This window comes from Marinomonas foliarum (genome assembly GCF_016906065.1).
Classification (GTDB): domain Bacteria; phylum Pseudomonadota; class Gammaproteobacteria; order Pseudomonadales; family Marinomonadaceae; genus Marinomonas; species Marinomonas foliarum.
This window is the reverse complement of record NZ_CP070273.1, coordinates 827,268-840,746: the sequence shown is the minus strand read 5'-3', so window position 1 is coordinate 840,746 and position 13,479 is coordinate 827,268. Positions and strand designations below refer to the sequence as shown.

Here is a 13,479-nt window from a genome sequence, read left to right as displayed (position 1 = left end):
CTCGTTCCCTCATTATTAATTATTTACTCATTAGGAGAATACAATGCAAATCACAGAAAACGCCGTTGTTAGCATGCACTACACATTAACTGATGAACAAGGCCAAGAGCTTGATTCTTCTGTAGGTCAAGACCCTTTAGTATTTCTAAGTGGCGCGCAAAATATCATTGATGGTCTAGACAAAGCCCTTCAAGGTAAAGCAGCTGGTGATAAACTTGCTGTGTCTGTTGCACCTGAAGATGGTTACGGTGCAGTTCATCAAGAGTTGATCCAAAAAGTACCAACTGAAAATTTCCAAGGCGTTGATGAAATCCAAGTTGGCATGCAATTCATGGCTCAGACTCCTGGTGGTCAACAGCCAGTAACTGTTATCGCAGTTGAAGAAGATGGCGTTATGCTAGATGGTAACCATCCTTTAGCAGGCAAAACATTGAGCTTTGATGTAGAGATCATCGATGTACGTGCTGCTTCTGAAGAAGAGCTAGAGCACGGACATGTCCACGGTGAAGGCGGTCATCAGCACTAAGCCTATTTCTTAGAAATAGCAGAATATAAAGTAAGCGGCTTCTGACTGTTATAATGACAAGCAGAAGCCGCTTTTTTATGTGTTAGAAATGGTAGGGAAGGCTTTATTATCATATAAATTCTTCCTTACCCCTATTAAAGTAATCCGTTTGATTGATGTGCTCGTACAGGATAAATATAAAATTAATTTATATTACGTGACTTAAGGAGTGGGATCGCAAATGAAGAAGGCTAAGTTTCCTATAGTAGTATTGTTTAGTTTTCTTTTGAGCGCCTGTTCATCATCTTTTGTGTACAACAATATTGATTGGCTGCTTTATTGGTATGTCGACGACTATATAGATTTATCGGCGGATCAAGAGTCTGCGTTGGACGAGCGCATTGCTTCATGGCAAAGCTGGCATCGTTCTACAGAACTTGAAAGGTATCAAATTCAGCTCAAAAGCCTGAGAGCTAAGTTAAATTCTGGGATTCTCACTGGAGAGCAATGGCTGAGTGAATTCGATGAAGCACAGCAACACCTGAATCGCTTTCGAACGAAAATTGCACCAGAGCTGGCAGATATTGCGCAAAAATTATCTACAGAGCAGGTAGAAGGCTTACTAACTTCATGGCATAAGAAAATACAAGAACGCCAGTCTGAATTTGAAAAGCGAACAGAGAAGGAGCGGTTAACTCGTCGAGAGAAGCGTTTAACTGAGTTCGTTGAAGATAATGTAGGTAAGCTAAGCCAGCAACAGAATAATGTTATCAAGCAGTATGCACCGACATTTATCTCAATATCTAGTGAGCAAACGGCCTATCAAACTCGCTTACAAGATGTGGTAAGAGACATTTTTGCGAATCCAGATAGTCTAGAGTTTAAGCAGCAACTTACCCAAGTTATTCGCAACCCAGACCAGTTCAAAACCTCTTCATATCAAGAAAAGTTAGATCATAACGTACGTTTGTATGCTCACATGTTGGCAGAGCTCAACCGCACTTTTACCCAAAAACAAAAATTAAAGCTCGATGCTAAGCTTGAAGAGTGGATTAATTTAACTGAGGATTTGATTTCAGATTAATTATATAACGGATAAATAACAATGGCAGATGCCTTTATCAAATTGAAGCAGGACATTCTTGGCTGTCAGTACTGTGCCGATGTTTTGCCTTATCCCCCGAAGCCTATTCTGCAAATTCACCCAAACGCTAAGCTATTAATTGCCGGGCAAGCGCCAGGTCAAAAGACCCATGATATTGGTCGTCCCTTTGATGATTTAAGTGGAGACCGCTTGCGTGATTGGCTTGGATTGTCAGTAGATGAATTTTACGATGAGCAGCAAGTGGCTATTGTTCCCATGGGTTTTTGCTTTCCTGGGAATAGCTTTCATAAAAATGGACCATCAGCTGGGAGAAAGTCCGGTGATTTACCACCACTCCCTGAATGCGCTATTAAATGGCGAGAGGCTGTACTTAGTCAGCTGAAGCATATTGAATTAACTATTGTACTGGGAGCTTATGCGCAAACGTATCATTTAGGTAAGTCAGGAAACGTGACGGAGCAGGTGAGGCAGTGGCAGTATTGGATGGAGCAAGGTAAATTAGTATTACCTCACCCAAGCCCAAGGAATAACCGCTGGCTCAAGCAAAACCCTTGGTTTGAAGCAGAAGTTTTGCCTGAGCTAAAATCGCGGGTTAACTGTTTACGTCAGTCATCCTCGTCATGAGGTAATGTTCTATGCCATCTTCCATATAGGGATCGGACACAGTAATAAAACCGTGGGATTGGTAGAAGCGCTCAAGGTGAGACTGCGCCCCAATTTTAATCGGGCTGTCTGGCCAAAGTTTCAGAGTGGCTTTAATCGCATTTGTCATTAGTACGTGGCCAATTTTATCTTTACGGCTTTCTTGTGCGACAACGACTCGTCCTATGCTGGTGTAGCCAGAGTAAGAAACGTCTTTTGCTAGCAGTCGAGCATATGCGACGATTTGATTGTCTTTTAGGGCGTAAATATGTCGGGTATCTGGCAGGGTATCGACATCATCCAAATCCGGAAAAACACAATTTTGTTCGACAACAAAGACGTCACTACGAAGCTTGAGAATAGCGTATAAGGTGTGAGTGGTTAGCTCATTAAACGCTTGGCAATGCCAGATCATATTGTTTCCTATGTTTTATTAATGGAAAAATTCAATTGGCTTATGTACTAAGCAAAGCGCTTTTCAAGGTATCGAATGATCTCAGATGATTCGTACAGCCATTCGACTTTGCCTTCTTCTTCTATGCGTAGGCAGGGAACTTTTACCTTTCCTCCACCTTGCAATAAGGCTTCACGATGCGGTGATCCTTCTTGGGCATTGCGTTTTTCAATAGGAAGGTTCAGCTTGTAGATAGCTCGACGTGTTTTAATGCAGAATGGACAAGCAAAAAACTGATAAAGCGCTAAATTAGCAGCCTGAACATTTACTTGCTGCTGTTCTTCTAGTGATCGCTTGAGCTTTGTTCCTCGTGTTAAAACATCCAGTGTTGCAATGATAAGGCCCAGTAAATTACGAATAAGTTTGATAAATAGTTTCATGCTGCTTCTTGCCCTGTTGAAAATCGCAATATTCTAACGCTAAAGTGCATAATGTTTAAGCGATAGTCGAATGAGAAGCAAATTGTCTTAATCAAATAGCATTTCGGCATACTAGTGTGAGGAAGTAAAAGGAAAGTGTTTATTCAAGAAGAAAAGGAGATATAAAGAGAGGTGTGAGCAGGGGAAGCGCTTAATGTTTTTATTCTAGCGCCATTTCCTGTTCAAAAAGTCTGTTGGAGTAAGCCAAAGTATCTACTTATGAAAGTGGATGCTTCTCCAAAATAGTTCGACTCTTTGTTTTATTAAGCGTGCTGAGCAGAAGATGAAACGAATGTCGTTTTCAATTTTAGTACTGCTTTTTTAACCGCTTGAACTGCAGATGAAAAACCAGCAACGATGTATTCAGCGCGTTCAGCACGAGCAATAGCTTCGTATTTTTCAGCGTCAGTTAAATAAGAAGTGTTAACGTTTTGTAGAAGGTCTGCAATAGTTTGAGTGTTTTTCATGATGTAATCCTTATCAGTTCGTTGTTTAAATTAGGGCCAAAACAAACTTCGTTTTGATGCTTATATAGTAGAAACTCTGTGTAAATAAGACAAACGATAAAAAATACAGCCATAGGTGAAAAAAACTAATCAATGAGTGTTGTGCTTTCTGTCAGCCTATTCACAGAGGCAGTTAGGGCTGCTATGTTGGTTAGCTATACCTTTGACTAAGATAATGTGTGATTAATAAAGACAGTGAATAGCTTTTAATATGGAGATAAAGTGATGGCACCTAGATTAGATTTAGCGTTTGCTCGCTCCCAATTCCCAGCTTTTAACGAACCTTCTTTAGCGGGTCAGGCCTTTTTTGATAATGCTGGTGGGTCTTATGCTTGTCAGGCGGTGATTGATCATTTAGATCAATATTATCGAGAGACGAAACTACAACCTTATCATCTTCATCCTGCGGCACAAAAAGCGGGAGCTCAGATGGACCTAACGTATGAACGCTTAGCGTCTTATTTGAATGTAGATACTAGTGAAGTGCACCTTGGTCCTTCGACGTCTCAGAATACTTATGTTTTGGCACAAGCCTTCGGCAAGATCTTAGAAGCTGGTGATGAAATCATAGTGACCAATCAAGACCATGAAGCAAATATTGGTGTTTGGCGTGCGCTGGAATCGCGTGGGGTCGTGATTAAAGAATGGCAAGTGAATGCAAAGACAGGGTCGTTAGATATAAAAGATTTAGAAACGCTTTTTACTGAGCGAACCAAGCTTTTAGCCTTTACTCATTGCTCAAATATTGTGGCAGAAATTAATCCAGTAGCGGATATTTGCGCACGAGCGAAAGCAGCGGGTGTGGCAACTTTGGTGGATGGTGTGTCCTTTGCGGGCCATGGCTTGCCAGATGTGGGTTCTCTTGGCGCTGACATTTACTTGTTCTCGCTTTATAAAGCCTACGGAACACATCTTGGTGTCATGGTTATTCGCGATGCTATGGCGGATGAATTGGGCAATCAAGCGCATTATTTTAACAAAGCTTATCGTCAAAAATGGTTTGTGCCAGCTGGGCCTGATCATGCTCAAGTGGCAGCGAGCCGTGGAGTATTGGATTATTTTGATGCCTTGCACGATCATCACTTTGATGCGACGGATTCTGTTACCGAAAAAGCCCAACGTGTGCGAAATTTGTTGCATGATGCCGAGCAAGTCTTATTGGCTAGGTTACTTAATTTTGTTGACCAACATCCCAAATTGACCTTACTTGGAACGGCCGATCCTGCCAATAAAGCGGCAACGGTATCTATTATTCCTAAAGGACAAACGCCTCAAGAGCTGGCGCAGAAGTTGGTGGATCAAGGCATTATTTGTGGCGCAGGGCACTTTTACGCCGTACGTTTGTTAGAAGCCATGGGAGTGGATGTAAATACGGGCGTAGTTCGTTTGTCATTTGTACATTATACCAATGACGAAGAAATGGATCAGTTGATCGAGGCTTTAGATAAAGCGCTCTCATAGAGCGAGTGCGAGGGCAGGTTTAGTCTCTGCTCTCGCTGGTTTTTTAGAGTGAATTATTCTTTAGTTGGCTCCGGCCAGGAATCATAATGGATTGCAGAACTAGCATCTCGTCTTGGTAACCAGCCAGCTCTTTCAAGATCTGGTGTGTCATGAAATTCTTCGACATAACCCACGCATAAATAGGCAATGATATCGATGGATTCAGGAATGTTGAGCGTATCGCGTATTACCTTGTCATGAACAATACTGACCCAGCCAACGCCGAGGTTTTCTGCTCTTGCGGCTAGCCATAGGTTTTGTACCGCGCAAACAGAGCTGAATAAATCCATTTCTGGTTTGGCTGTGCGTCCTAGTACGACGGAACCTGTTCGACTGCGATCACAAGTCACGCAAATACCCAATGGTGCTTCTTCAATGCCTTCTAGTTTGAAGCTTTTGTATTGCTCCTTGCGTTCGCCTTCAAATAGCTCGGCGGCTTCTGCGTGTGCTTTTAGAAAACCTTGTTTAATTTGTGTTTTGGATTCTGGCTTAGAGACAAGAATGAAGTCCCAAGGCTGCATAAAACCGACACTCGGTGCATGGTGTGCAGCCAGTAAAACGCGTTCTAAAACATCATTTGGAATTGGATCTGGTTTGAATTCTCGTCGCACATCTCGGCGGGAAAATATGGTTTTGTAAACCGCGTCGCGTTCTGCTGGAGTGATGTTCATAATATCGACTTTCGCTATTGGGTAAATCGATATTATGAGGCGTTATAGTGTTTTATGCTAATGAGGAAAATTTAGGTTAAAGAGACTTTTTTAGACTTGATCACTGCAAACCGCTTTTAGTAATAAGTCATCGTTTTCAAGCGGATACCACGTTGAAGAGGATTGTTTTTTCGAGCTTGATGAAGCGCTAAATGATTGAGTAAAGTCGGTTCTGGCGCCTTGCACACAATCGACTATTTGTGGGACACGCTTCGCCATGCTGCGACGTTCGAAAAAGTATAAGTCAACGAGAACAAGATTCGGGTCTATTTTATTTTTTGCAGAGTTGGCTACGTCGGCAGCGATAAAACGAAGCGTTTGTGGAAATACGTAGCTCCAAGGACGCCATGGGGCTTCTTCTTGGACGGTTTTTACAACGACAACACCCTCTGGTAACAAGCTAGTTTGATGGTCGTACCAATCGTATTCTCCTTGGATTTGAAAGCCAAGCATGGCAACACCGGCAAATACAGGAACCAGCCATTTCGGAGCGATTTGCTTGGTTATCTTTCTTAACAACAGTGCAATACCTGCGCCGCCAATACCGGCAAAAACGGTAGCTATGAGTTCCCAAAACATAAGTGCTCTCTTTTTTGATTTTGTATGGAATCTTATTATAGGGAAAGTGGGCCTCACAAAGAAGTGAGGCCCACTTGATAGCAAGTGCTTTGTTAAACCTTAGTGGTCAACTGCACCGCCAGCACCTTGAGGGTAACGAACGCTTTCAACAAGGTCTTGGATTTCTTTTGGTGGTGGTGCTGTCATTGAAGACACAGTGAATGCAACCACAAAGTTAATCACCGCGCCAATGGCACCGAATGACAATGGTGAGATCCCGAACAACCAATTGTCTGGCGTATTTGCTAAAGAAGCTGTGCCTGGAATAAAGAACCAACCAAGGAATAAGAAGATGTAAACCAAGGTTGAGATTAACCCAGCCAACATGCCAGCAACCGCGCCTGTGCTGTTCACGCGCTTAGAGAAGATACCCATCATGAGTGCAGGGAAGATAGATGCTGCCGCAATACCAAAGGCCAATGCTACTACCTGCGCGGCGAATCCGGGTGGATTCATACCGAGATAGGTGGCAACAATAATCGCAACGAACATGGATATCCTTGCAACGGTTAGTTCTCCTTTGTCACTAATATTAGGGTTTATCGACCCTTTTATTAAGTCATGACTTATTGCAGATGAGATTGCTAAGAGCAGACCGGCTGCGGTTGATAGTGCAGCGGCAAGACCACCAGCAGCAATCAGACCAATAACCCAACCTGGAAGGTTTGCAATTTCTGGGTTTGCCAAGACTAGAATGTCTCGGTTAACGACTAACTCATTACCTTCCCAACCACGTGCTGTTGCTTCTTCTTGGAATGCAGGCACATCGTTGTAGAATTGAACTCGACCGTCACCGTTTTTATCTTCAAACTTGATTAAACCTGTTGTTTCCCAAGTTTGTACCCAATCAGGACGCTCAGCGTACTCAATAGGCGCTTCTGTTGGACCTGAAGGATAGATAGTGGTCATTAGATTTAAACGAGCCATAGACGCAACAGCAGGCGCTGTTAGATATAGCAAAGCGATAAAAACTAATGCCCAACCAGCAGACCAACGTGCATCCGCTACTTTAGGAACGGTGAAGAAGCGAATGATAACGTGTGGTAGACCTGCTGTACCTATCATCAATGACAGTGTGAACAGAACCATGTTTAGTTTGTTATCTACGTCCGCGGTGTAATCTTGGAAGCCCAGTTCTCGTACTACTTCATCCAGTTTTTGCAACAATGGCATACCAGATTCGGTGTGAGTTGAGAAAAGACCTATAGCCGGTATGAAGGTATCCGTTAATTGCAACGAGATGAAAATAGCAGGGATAGTATATGCAATGATCAATACAACGTACTGTGCAACTTGCGTATAAGTGATGCCTTTCATACCACCCAATACCGCATAGAAGAATACAACAACCGCAGCAATCATTAGGCCAGTATTGCTTTCTACTTCTAAGAAGCGGGAGAAGGCAACGCCAGCACCTGTCATTTGACCGATAACGTAAGTAACAGACGCAATGATCAAACATGCTACTGCAACTAATCGAGCCGTTTTGCTATAAAAGCGGTCACCGATAAAGTCAGGCACAGTGAACTTACCGAACTTACGTAGATAAGGTGCGAGAAGCATTGCAAGCAATACGTAACCACCAGTCCAACCCATTAAGAAGGTAGAGTTAGCGTAACCGCCTGCTGCGATCAAACCCGCCATAGAAATGAAGGATGCCGCTGACATCCAGTCTGCTGCTGTTGCCATCCCGTTTAATACTGGGTGAACACCACCACCTGCGACATAAAACTCTTTCGTTGATCCAGCGCGTGCCCAGAAGGCAATACCGAAGTAAAGCGCGAAAGAACCGCCGACGAAAAGTAAATTGATAGTAAACTGATCCATACGACTTACTCCTGAAGGCCAAATTCTTCATCAAGCTTGTTCATTTTCCACGCGTAGTGGAAAGTCAAAGCGATGAATACGAGAATGGAACCTTGCTGAGCAAACCAGAACCCTAAATCTGTTCCTCCGATATGGATGCCTGAGAGCATAGGACGAAGTAGGATGGCACAACCGTAAGACGCCAATGCCCAAACCACCAAGCTGCCTAGTATCAGCCTGAGGTTTGCTTGCCAGTATTTTTCTGCATTAATGTTATGATCTGACATGGTAGATCTCCTTATAATTATTTTTATACGCCCTGTTAATTTAGCAGGCAGTCGATAGATAAGAAGTCAGACTTTAGTCGCATAGCCTGCTTTTTAATCGATATATGCTTGTGCGGGATTCTTGCACGATTGTTTACCAAAAGAGATGAAGAAACGTGAATGCCAATATCAAACAAAAGATTCTTTCGGTTTGTTCCGAGAAAATAAAACAAAAAGGCGATGGTGTGCAGGTGTCCTTTTATGCGTTCTTTGCGAATAAAAACGATGACCCTGTTACCTTGATGACCGTTGCGCGCTGGTGGATAGAAGAACACCAACTTAATCACTTCGAAAAAGCGACTAAGATTTACGCTATGGTGGCTTCATTAGACGATACTTCAGCTTACCCGAATTCGACAGCAGCACAGCATAATGGCTTTAACCATCTGACCTTGAGTGTGTCTAATCTTGACGCATCACTTGAATTCTATGGTGGCCTGCTGGGCTTTCAAGGCGAAGTGCGTTGGAATACTGGCGCCTATTTGTCATACGGAAACTGCTGGCTTTGTTTATCTTTAGGTAAAGCAAAACCCAGTCAGGATTACACGCATTTCGCGTTTACTTATGATTTAGACGCTATGACTCAGATTCAACAAAAAACGGCTTTTAAGGCTGCGAGACAGTGGCAACTTAACAGCAGTGAAGGCGATTCCTTGTACATTGAAGACCCAGACGGTCATAAATTAGAATTGCATTCCGGTTCTCTTGCTTCGCGTCTGGATTCATTAAAAGTCAAACCCTATGGCGGATTGGAGTGGCTCAATTAAATTTGTAGTGCATAGCCTAATTCAAGAAGAGTAACCTTCTTAATAACCGATCTTTTGGGGAAGGTTTTTAATCATTGGTATGTCATAATCGACCAATGGCAGACTTGTCTTAGGAGACAATGGGTGATTCAAGCAATTTTCGTATCGAAAAAGTCCAAACAATCACAGATAGGGATTGATGCCGTCAAAGTGGATGCCGGTAAAGGCATAGTAGGTGACCGATACTACGGTAAGAAAGGCACAGATGGTCCAAATATTACTTTTGTCGAAAGTGAAGAGATAGCCGCCTTTAATGCTAACTTCGCACAAAATATTGGCCTTTCAGCGACCAGAAGAAACATAGTGACCCAAGGAGTACGATTGAACCAGTTGGTTGGGCAAGAATTCTCTATTGGCGATGTTCGCTTTTATGGTGTCGAATTGTGTGAGCCCTGTGGCTCGTTAGGAAAGTCTCTTACCAACGATTCTATATCATCACCGCAAGTGGTAAGAGCCTGGCTGCATCGTGGTGGTTTAAGAGCCAATGTTTTAAGTACTGGAATATTAAGAACAGGCATGCAATTTAATTTGATCCAGAAAAGCACTAAATAGGAAAATTCTAAATAGTCCTTTATCTGGATCTTTTTATATCTATGTCTAGTCCGTACTAGTTAGACAAAATCCTCAGCTAATACAAAGCGTTTAATATCACTAAACTCTTTATCAAAAGGTTGTGGTTGCGCGGTGTATTTTCCAGCCATGCAGTCTTTGACTATCTCTTTTGCTTTCGTTAAATAAGTATCTCTATCTTCAGTTGAACTTGTGCTGTGTTCTGCTGTTGGTTGTTGCACTTTTGTTTGCGAGAACAATAGCTCGTTAAGCGACTTAGGCGTGTTGGATTGTCCTTGGAAGCGCCATAAATCCGTAGTTTGATCATAAGCGTAGTAAGGCAACAGTGTGGTGCCGTGTTTGGCGACAAAATCGATAGCGTCTAGAATGAATGTCGCTTCAGCATCGTCTAAGAAATAATTCAAATTGAAGCGAACCCAACCCGGTTTTACAAGTTTTTCACCTTGTTTCAATGCTAATTGAATGCGCTCAGATTCGGTTTTGTCTATGCCTAAAAGCTGGTGACCATATGGGCCAGCACAGGAGCAACCGCCGCGAACTTGAATACCAAATATGTCATTTAATAGGGCTGTGACAAAGCCATGATGTAAATAACCCAATTCGGTTTTGATACGAAACGCAGTGATCGATAAGCGTTCTGCTTCAGCGTGACCAAGACGTTCTATACTTGGATGCTGGTGCCAATGTTTATCGATCAGTTGCACGAGTTCGTGCTCACGTGCTTCGATGGTTTTTTCGCCAACCGCTTGTTTGAGTTGGAAAACTAATCCAGCGCGAATCGATTCAATGATACTTGGCGTACCGCCTTCTTCTCTGCGCTCGCCAACGGGCAAAAATGTATGATCGTCCGGTGTCACAAAAGACACGGTTCCACCGCCCACGATGCTTGGTGTTTGGTTGTCGATGATGGCTTTTTTGACGACTAGAATTCCAGGTGTACCAGGGCCACCGATGAATTTATGAGTAGAGAAAAATATCGCATCTTTGGCTCGTGCTGGGTCTGAACTTGGGTTCATATCCAATTTGACGTAAGGCGCAGCGGCCGCAAAATCCCAAAAAGCCAGCGCGCTATAACGATGCAACAAGGTTGTGATGGCATCTTGATCGCATAAAATACCAGTGACGTTAGAAGCAGCACTGAAGCTACCAATCAGACGTTTATCTTGATTCGCCTGTAATTGATTTTCTAGGGTGACTAAGCATACGCCGCCGTCTTTTGATTCAGGAATTCTAATCACTTCAATACCTAATTCGCGCCAAGGCAGTTCATTGGAGTGATGTTCATAAGGTCCAATGAAGACCGTCGCTTGGGCTTTTTCTTCGGTACTAAGTTGGCGTAAGCCTAATTGGCTAATTAAGGTGTTAATCGCACTGGTGGCACCGCTGCCGCAGAATATCACCAAGTCGTCTACCGATGCGTTAACCGCCTCTCGAATTTGCTGACGAGCTTGTTCACGAAAAGTGGTGGTCTGCTGGCCGGTAGCGTTGGCTTCTGTATGCGTGTTGGCGTAAAGCGGCAACACATGATTGCGAATGGCGTCTTCGATAAAATCGAGACTGCGACCCGATGCCGTGTAGTCGGCGTAAGTGAGTGTTCTTTTGCCAAATGGCGTGTCTATTTGCGTGTCTTTACCTATGATGCCGTCGCGAATATGGGCAAGTAGGGCCTCTGCATCAGTTTGTTCTTTAGTCTTTGGTATTACGCTTTTTTCCGCGGCAGCAATGGACATAACTCTTTCCTCATTTGGCTGGTCGCATCAATACACTTTTTCGTTCACCGCTTACTCTTTTGGGTTAGGCAAGGGCAACTGAGTTGTCCACTTGATCTGCTCCATGGCGAAGTTTGAGGTGACGTCGGTTAATGCGGTGGCACTAATTAATCGTTTATAAAATTTGTCATACGCTGGAATGTCTTTGACCAGCACTCGTAATAAGTAATCGTACTCTCCCGCCATGCGGTAAAACTCAACCACCTCAGGAAATTCTGCCACGACGCGGGCAAATTCTTCTGCCCAACTTGCATCGTGTTGGTTGGTTTTCACTTGTACAAAAACGGATACGCCAAGCCCAAGTTTGTCTGCGTCTAACAGCGCGACACGGCGTTTGATAAAACCAGCGTTTTCTAGCTTTTGAACGCGTCGCCAGCAAGGGGTTTTGGATAAGCCAACTTGCTGAGCCATAGACTCTGTGGAAATACTATCATCACTTTGAATTAAGGCAAGCAGTTGCAAATCTATATCATCTAAGTGCATTTTGTTCTCTTTTTTGTTTTGTTTTTAGAAAAATATTTCTTATTGTCGTGTTTTTTCTTGTCATCTGCAATCTCATCCTTTCGCCATGCTAGATAGCGGAATCTCATTTTTTATTTGGTGCGAAAAAATATCGTATTAATTTGAATTATTTAAGGAGAAAGTAAATTAAGGCGGTGTTAAGTGCAAAAAATTAGCAATGAAAGGCTTGGATTGAATGTTCTTTGGGCTTTGTGGTCTCAACGCTGCGTTAAAAATGTATTAGGGATTTTCTATTTAAGGATATTTATGAAAGCGATTAATGTTGTTCGCGGTATCGGTTTAACTTTAGTTTCAGGTGTTGTCTTTGCTGCGTATCAAGGTGCTGTGCCAGATGACGTTATTTTGAAGCAGCGCCAAGCACTACAAGAAAGCGCAATAGGACGAGATGTTGGGCCACAATCTCCAAGGGATATAGATAAGCTCTTCGGACGCAACCCTCAAACCTTCGCGCAAGCATCAGCATCGAACAAGATGAATCTATGTAATATTCATTTTCACAAAAATGCTGAACACAAGGGCGGAGACTTTACTCAGTATGCTGGGAATGGTGACGGGCAAGGGTTTCAAACGGGTTATGTTTATTCTGGTCAGCTTACTCAGGAAGAGCTGAAGCCAGTTAAGGGCAGTACTATCTGCAAAGGCAAACATAGTGAGCTTTTTCCCGGTGATACTCTTGAGGTGCACTATGTGTATTCCAGCGCTGAGGTTCAACCTGGGCCGACTTTAGCTGCTTGTGTCGTCAAGGGGGAAGCTGTGCCTAAGTTGCGAGTAGAAGCTCAAGTGTATGTTGTGGTCAATGATGATCAGGCACTGAAATTTAATGCTTTGACAGCCCACGATGTTCGAAATAGTTTGTATCAAGCAACGGGAGTTCCTAATAATACTGGTGACCCTGTCACTTATGCAGGGTCAACGACAGGTCCTAGTTACAGTACAAAAGCCTCACCCTTTCAAGTTACATGGAATGTTCGTCCTAAAATCGCGAAGGTTGATATTCAATCTGTAGGTGATTGGTGCGACAGTGAAAATGTCTACAAAGAAGATCACGCACACGGTGTGAGAAATTTAATAACCAACCCTGATTTACTTTCAAATACCGCTGATTGAACGGCTTATTATCTATTCCTGTGTATCGCTCTGACCCTCTATGTAAGCCCTCTAATAGAGGACTGTTTTAAGTCTATTTCTTAGTTCATTATTTTATTGTGAATGTTCCATTAA

At 43.1% G+C, this 13,479-nt stretch carries 16 protein-coding genes and 1 pseudogene; 8 read left to right on the top strand and 9 right to left on the bottom strand.

Features of this window, described 5'->3' with window-relative positions; translation table 11 throughout:
* The first annotated feature begins 43 nt into the window (after positions 1–43).
* The 3 genes from JSY38_RS03885 to JSY38_RS03875 all read left to right on the top strand — a co-directional run bounded on the left by JSY38_RS03885 (position 44) and on the right by JSY38_RS03875 (position 2,234).
* Positions 44–526 carry an FKBP-type peptidyl-prolyl cis-trans isomerase gene (locus tag JSY38_RS03885; RefSeq protein WP_205115374.1) on the top strand — a complete coding sequence of 161 codons (483 nt, stop codon included), beginning with the start codon at positions 44–46 and terminating at the stop codon, positions 524–526.
* A 220-nt stretch (positions 527–746) separates the two neighbouring features.
* Positions 747–1,589: a DUF6279 family lipoprotein gene (locus tag JSY38_RS03880; protein WP_205115372.1), complete on the top strand. Its 843-nt coding sequence runs from the start codon at positions 747–749 to the stop codon at positions 1,587–1,589.
* Positions 1,590–1,610: 21 nt separating this feature from the next.
* The gene (locus JSY38_RS03875; protein WP_205115370.1) at positions 1,611–2,234 is read left to right on the top strand and encodes a uracil-DNA glycosylase family protein; all 624 of its coding nucleotides are present in this window, start codon (positions 1,611–1,613) and stop codon (positions 2,232–2,234) included.
* On the opposite strand, the gene JSY38_RS03870 is transcribed toward JSY38_RS03875, so the two are convergent.
* The 3 genes from JSY38_RS03870 to JSY38_RS03860 form a co-directional block, all read right to left on the bottom strand.
* Positions 2,203–2,667, bottom strand: a complete 465-nt coding sequence (locus JSY38_RS03870; RefSeq protein ID WP_114411660.1) for a GNAT family N-acetyltransferase — start codon at positions 2,665–2,667, stop codon at positions 2,203–2,205. The two genes, JSY38_RS03875 and JSY38_RS03870, sit on opposite strands and share 32 nt — an antisense overlap.
* 47 nt (positions 2,668–2,714) lie before the next feature.
* On the bottom strand, positions 2,715–3,086 hold the full coding sequence (locus JSY38_RS03865; RefSeq protein WP_205115368.1) for a glutathione S-transferase N-terminal domain-containing protein: 372 nt from the start codon (positions 3,084–3,086) through the stop codon (positions 2,715–2,717).
* A gap of 302 nt (positions 3,087–3,388) precedes the next feature.
* Positions 3,389–3,592, bottom strand: coding sequence for an RSP_7527 family protein (locus JSY38_RS03860; protein ID WP_114411662.1), 204 nt, complete (start codon positions 3,590–3,592; stop codon positions 3,389–3,391).
* A 264-nt stretch (positions 3,593–3,856) separates the two neighbouring features.
* On the opposite strand from JSY38_RS03860, the gene JSY38_RS03855 reads away from it, so the two are divergent.
* Positions 3,857–5,092 (top strand): aminotransferase class V-fold PLP-dependent enzyme, encoded by a 1,236-nt coding sequence (locus tag JSY38_RS03855; RefSeq protein ID WP_205115366.1) that lies wholly within the window; start codon positions 3,857–3,859, stop codon positions 5,090–5,092.
* A gap of 53 nt (positions 5,093–5,145) precedes the next feature.
* Here the strand turns inward: JSY38_RS03855 and bluB are convergent, their stop codons facing one another.
* The 4 genes from bluB to JSY38_RS03835 form a co-directional block, all read right to left on the bottom strand.
* On the bottom strand, positions 5,146–5,802 hold the full coding sequence (bluB, locus tag JSY38_RS03850; protein ID WP_205115364.1) for a 5,6-dimethylbenzimidazole synthase: 657 nt from the start codon (positions 5,800–5,802) through the stop codon (positions 5,146–5,148).
* A gap of 90 nt (positions 5,803–5,892) precedes the next feature.
* Entirely contained in the window at positions 5,893–6,420 is a 528-nt protein-coding gene (locus tag JSY38_RS03845; protein WP_205115361.1) for a hypothetical protein, read from the bottom strand.
* A 99-nt stretch (positions 6,421–6,519) separates the two neighbouring features.
* Entirely contained in the window at positions 6,520–8,286 is a 1,767-nt protein-coding gene (locus tag JSY38_RS03840; RefSeq protein WP_205115360.1) for a sodium:solute symporter family protein, read from the bottom strand.
* A 5-nt stretch (positions 8,287–8,291) separates the two neighbouring features.
* Positions 8,292–8,552 (bottom strand): DUF4212 domain-containing protein, encoded by a 261-nt coding sequence (locus JSY38_RS03835; RefSeq protein WP_205115358.1) that lies wholly within the window; start codon positions 8,550–8,552, stop codon positions 8,292–8,294.
* Between the two features lie 155 nt (positions 8,553–8,707).
* Between JSY38_RS03835 and JSY38_RS03830 the strand changes: the two are divergent.
* The 3 genes and pseudogenes from JSY38_RS03830 to JSY38_RS03820 form a co-directional block, all read left to right on the top strand.
* Positions 8,708–8,899 (top strand): annotated as a pseudogene (locus JSY38_RS03830) (DUF6500 family protein); the annotation flags it as partial.
* Between the two features lie 6 nt (positions 8,900–8,905).
* Complete coding sequence (locus tag JSY38_RS03825; RefSeq protein WP_205116670.1) at positions 8,906–9,358, top strand: VOC family protein; 453 nt, start codon at positions 8,906–8,908, stop codon at positions 9,356–9,358.
* A 123-nt stretch (positions 9,359–9,481) separates the two neighbouring features.
* Complete coding sequence (locus JSY38_RS03820) at positions 9,482–9,949, top strand: MOSC domain-containing protein (protein WP_205115357.1); 468 nt, start codon at positions 9,482–9,484, stop codon at positions 9,947–9,949.
* 59 nt (positions 9,950–10,008) lie between these two features.
* Here the strand turns inward: JSY38_RS03820 and JSY38_RS03815 are convergent, their stop codons facing one another.
* Together JSY38_RS03815 and JSY38_RS03810 are read right to left on the bottom strand one after the other, a co-directional pair.
* Complete coding sequence (locus tag JSY38_RS03815) at positions 10,009–11,697, bottom strand: aminotransferase class V-fold PLP-dependent enzyme (RefSeq protein ID WP_205115355.1); 1,689 nt, start codon at positions 11,695–11,697, stop codon at positions 10,009–10,011.
* A 51-nt stretch (positions 11,698–11,748) separates the two neighbouring features.
* Positions 11,749–12,219: an Lrp/AsnC family transcriptional regulator gene (locus JSY38_RS03810; RefSeq protein WP_205115354.1), complete on the bottom strand. Its 471-nt coding sequence runs from the start codon at positions 12,217–12,219 to the stop codon at positions 11,749–11,751.
* Positions 12,220–12,504: 285 nt separating this feature from the next.
* Here JSY38_RS03810 and JSY38_RS03805 point away from each other — a divergent pair, with 285 nt between their 5' ends.
* Positions 12,505–13,365 carry a delta-class carbonic anhydrase gene (locus JSY38_RS03805; RefSeq protein WP_205115353.1) on the top strand — a complete coding sequence of 287 codons (861 nt, stop codon included), beginning with the start codon at positions 12,505–12,507 and terminating at the stop codon, positions 13,363–13,365.
* Positions 13,366–13,479 lie beyond the last annotated feature (114 nt).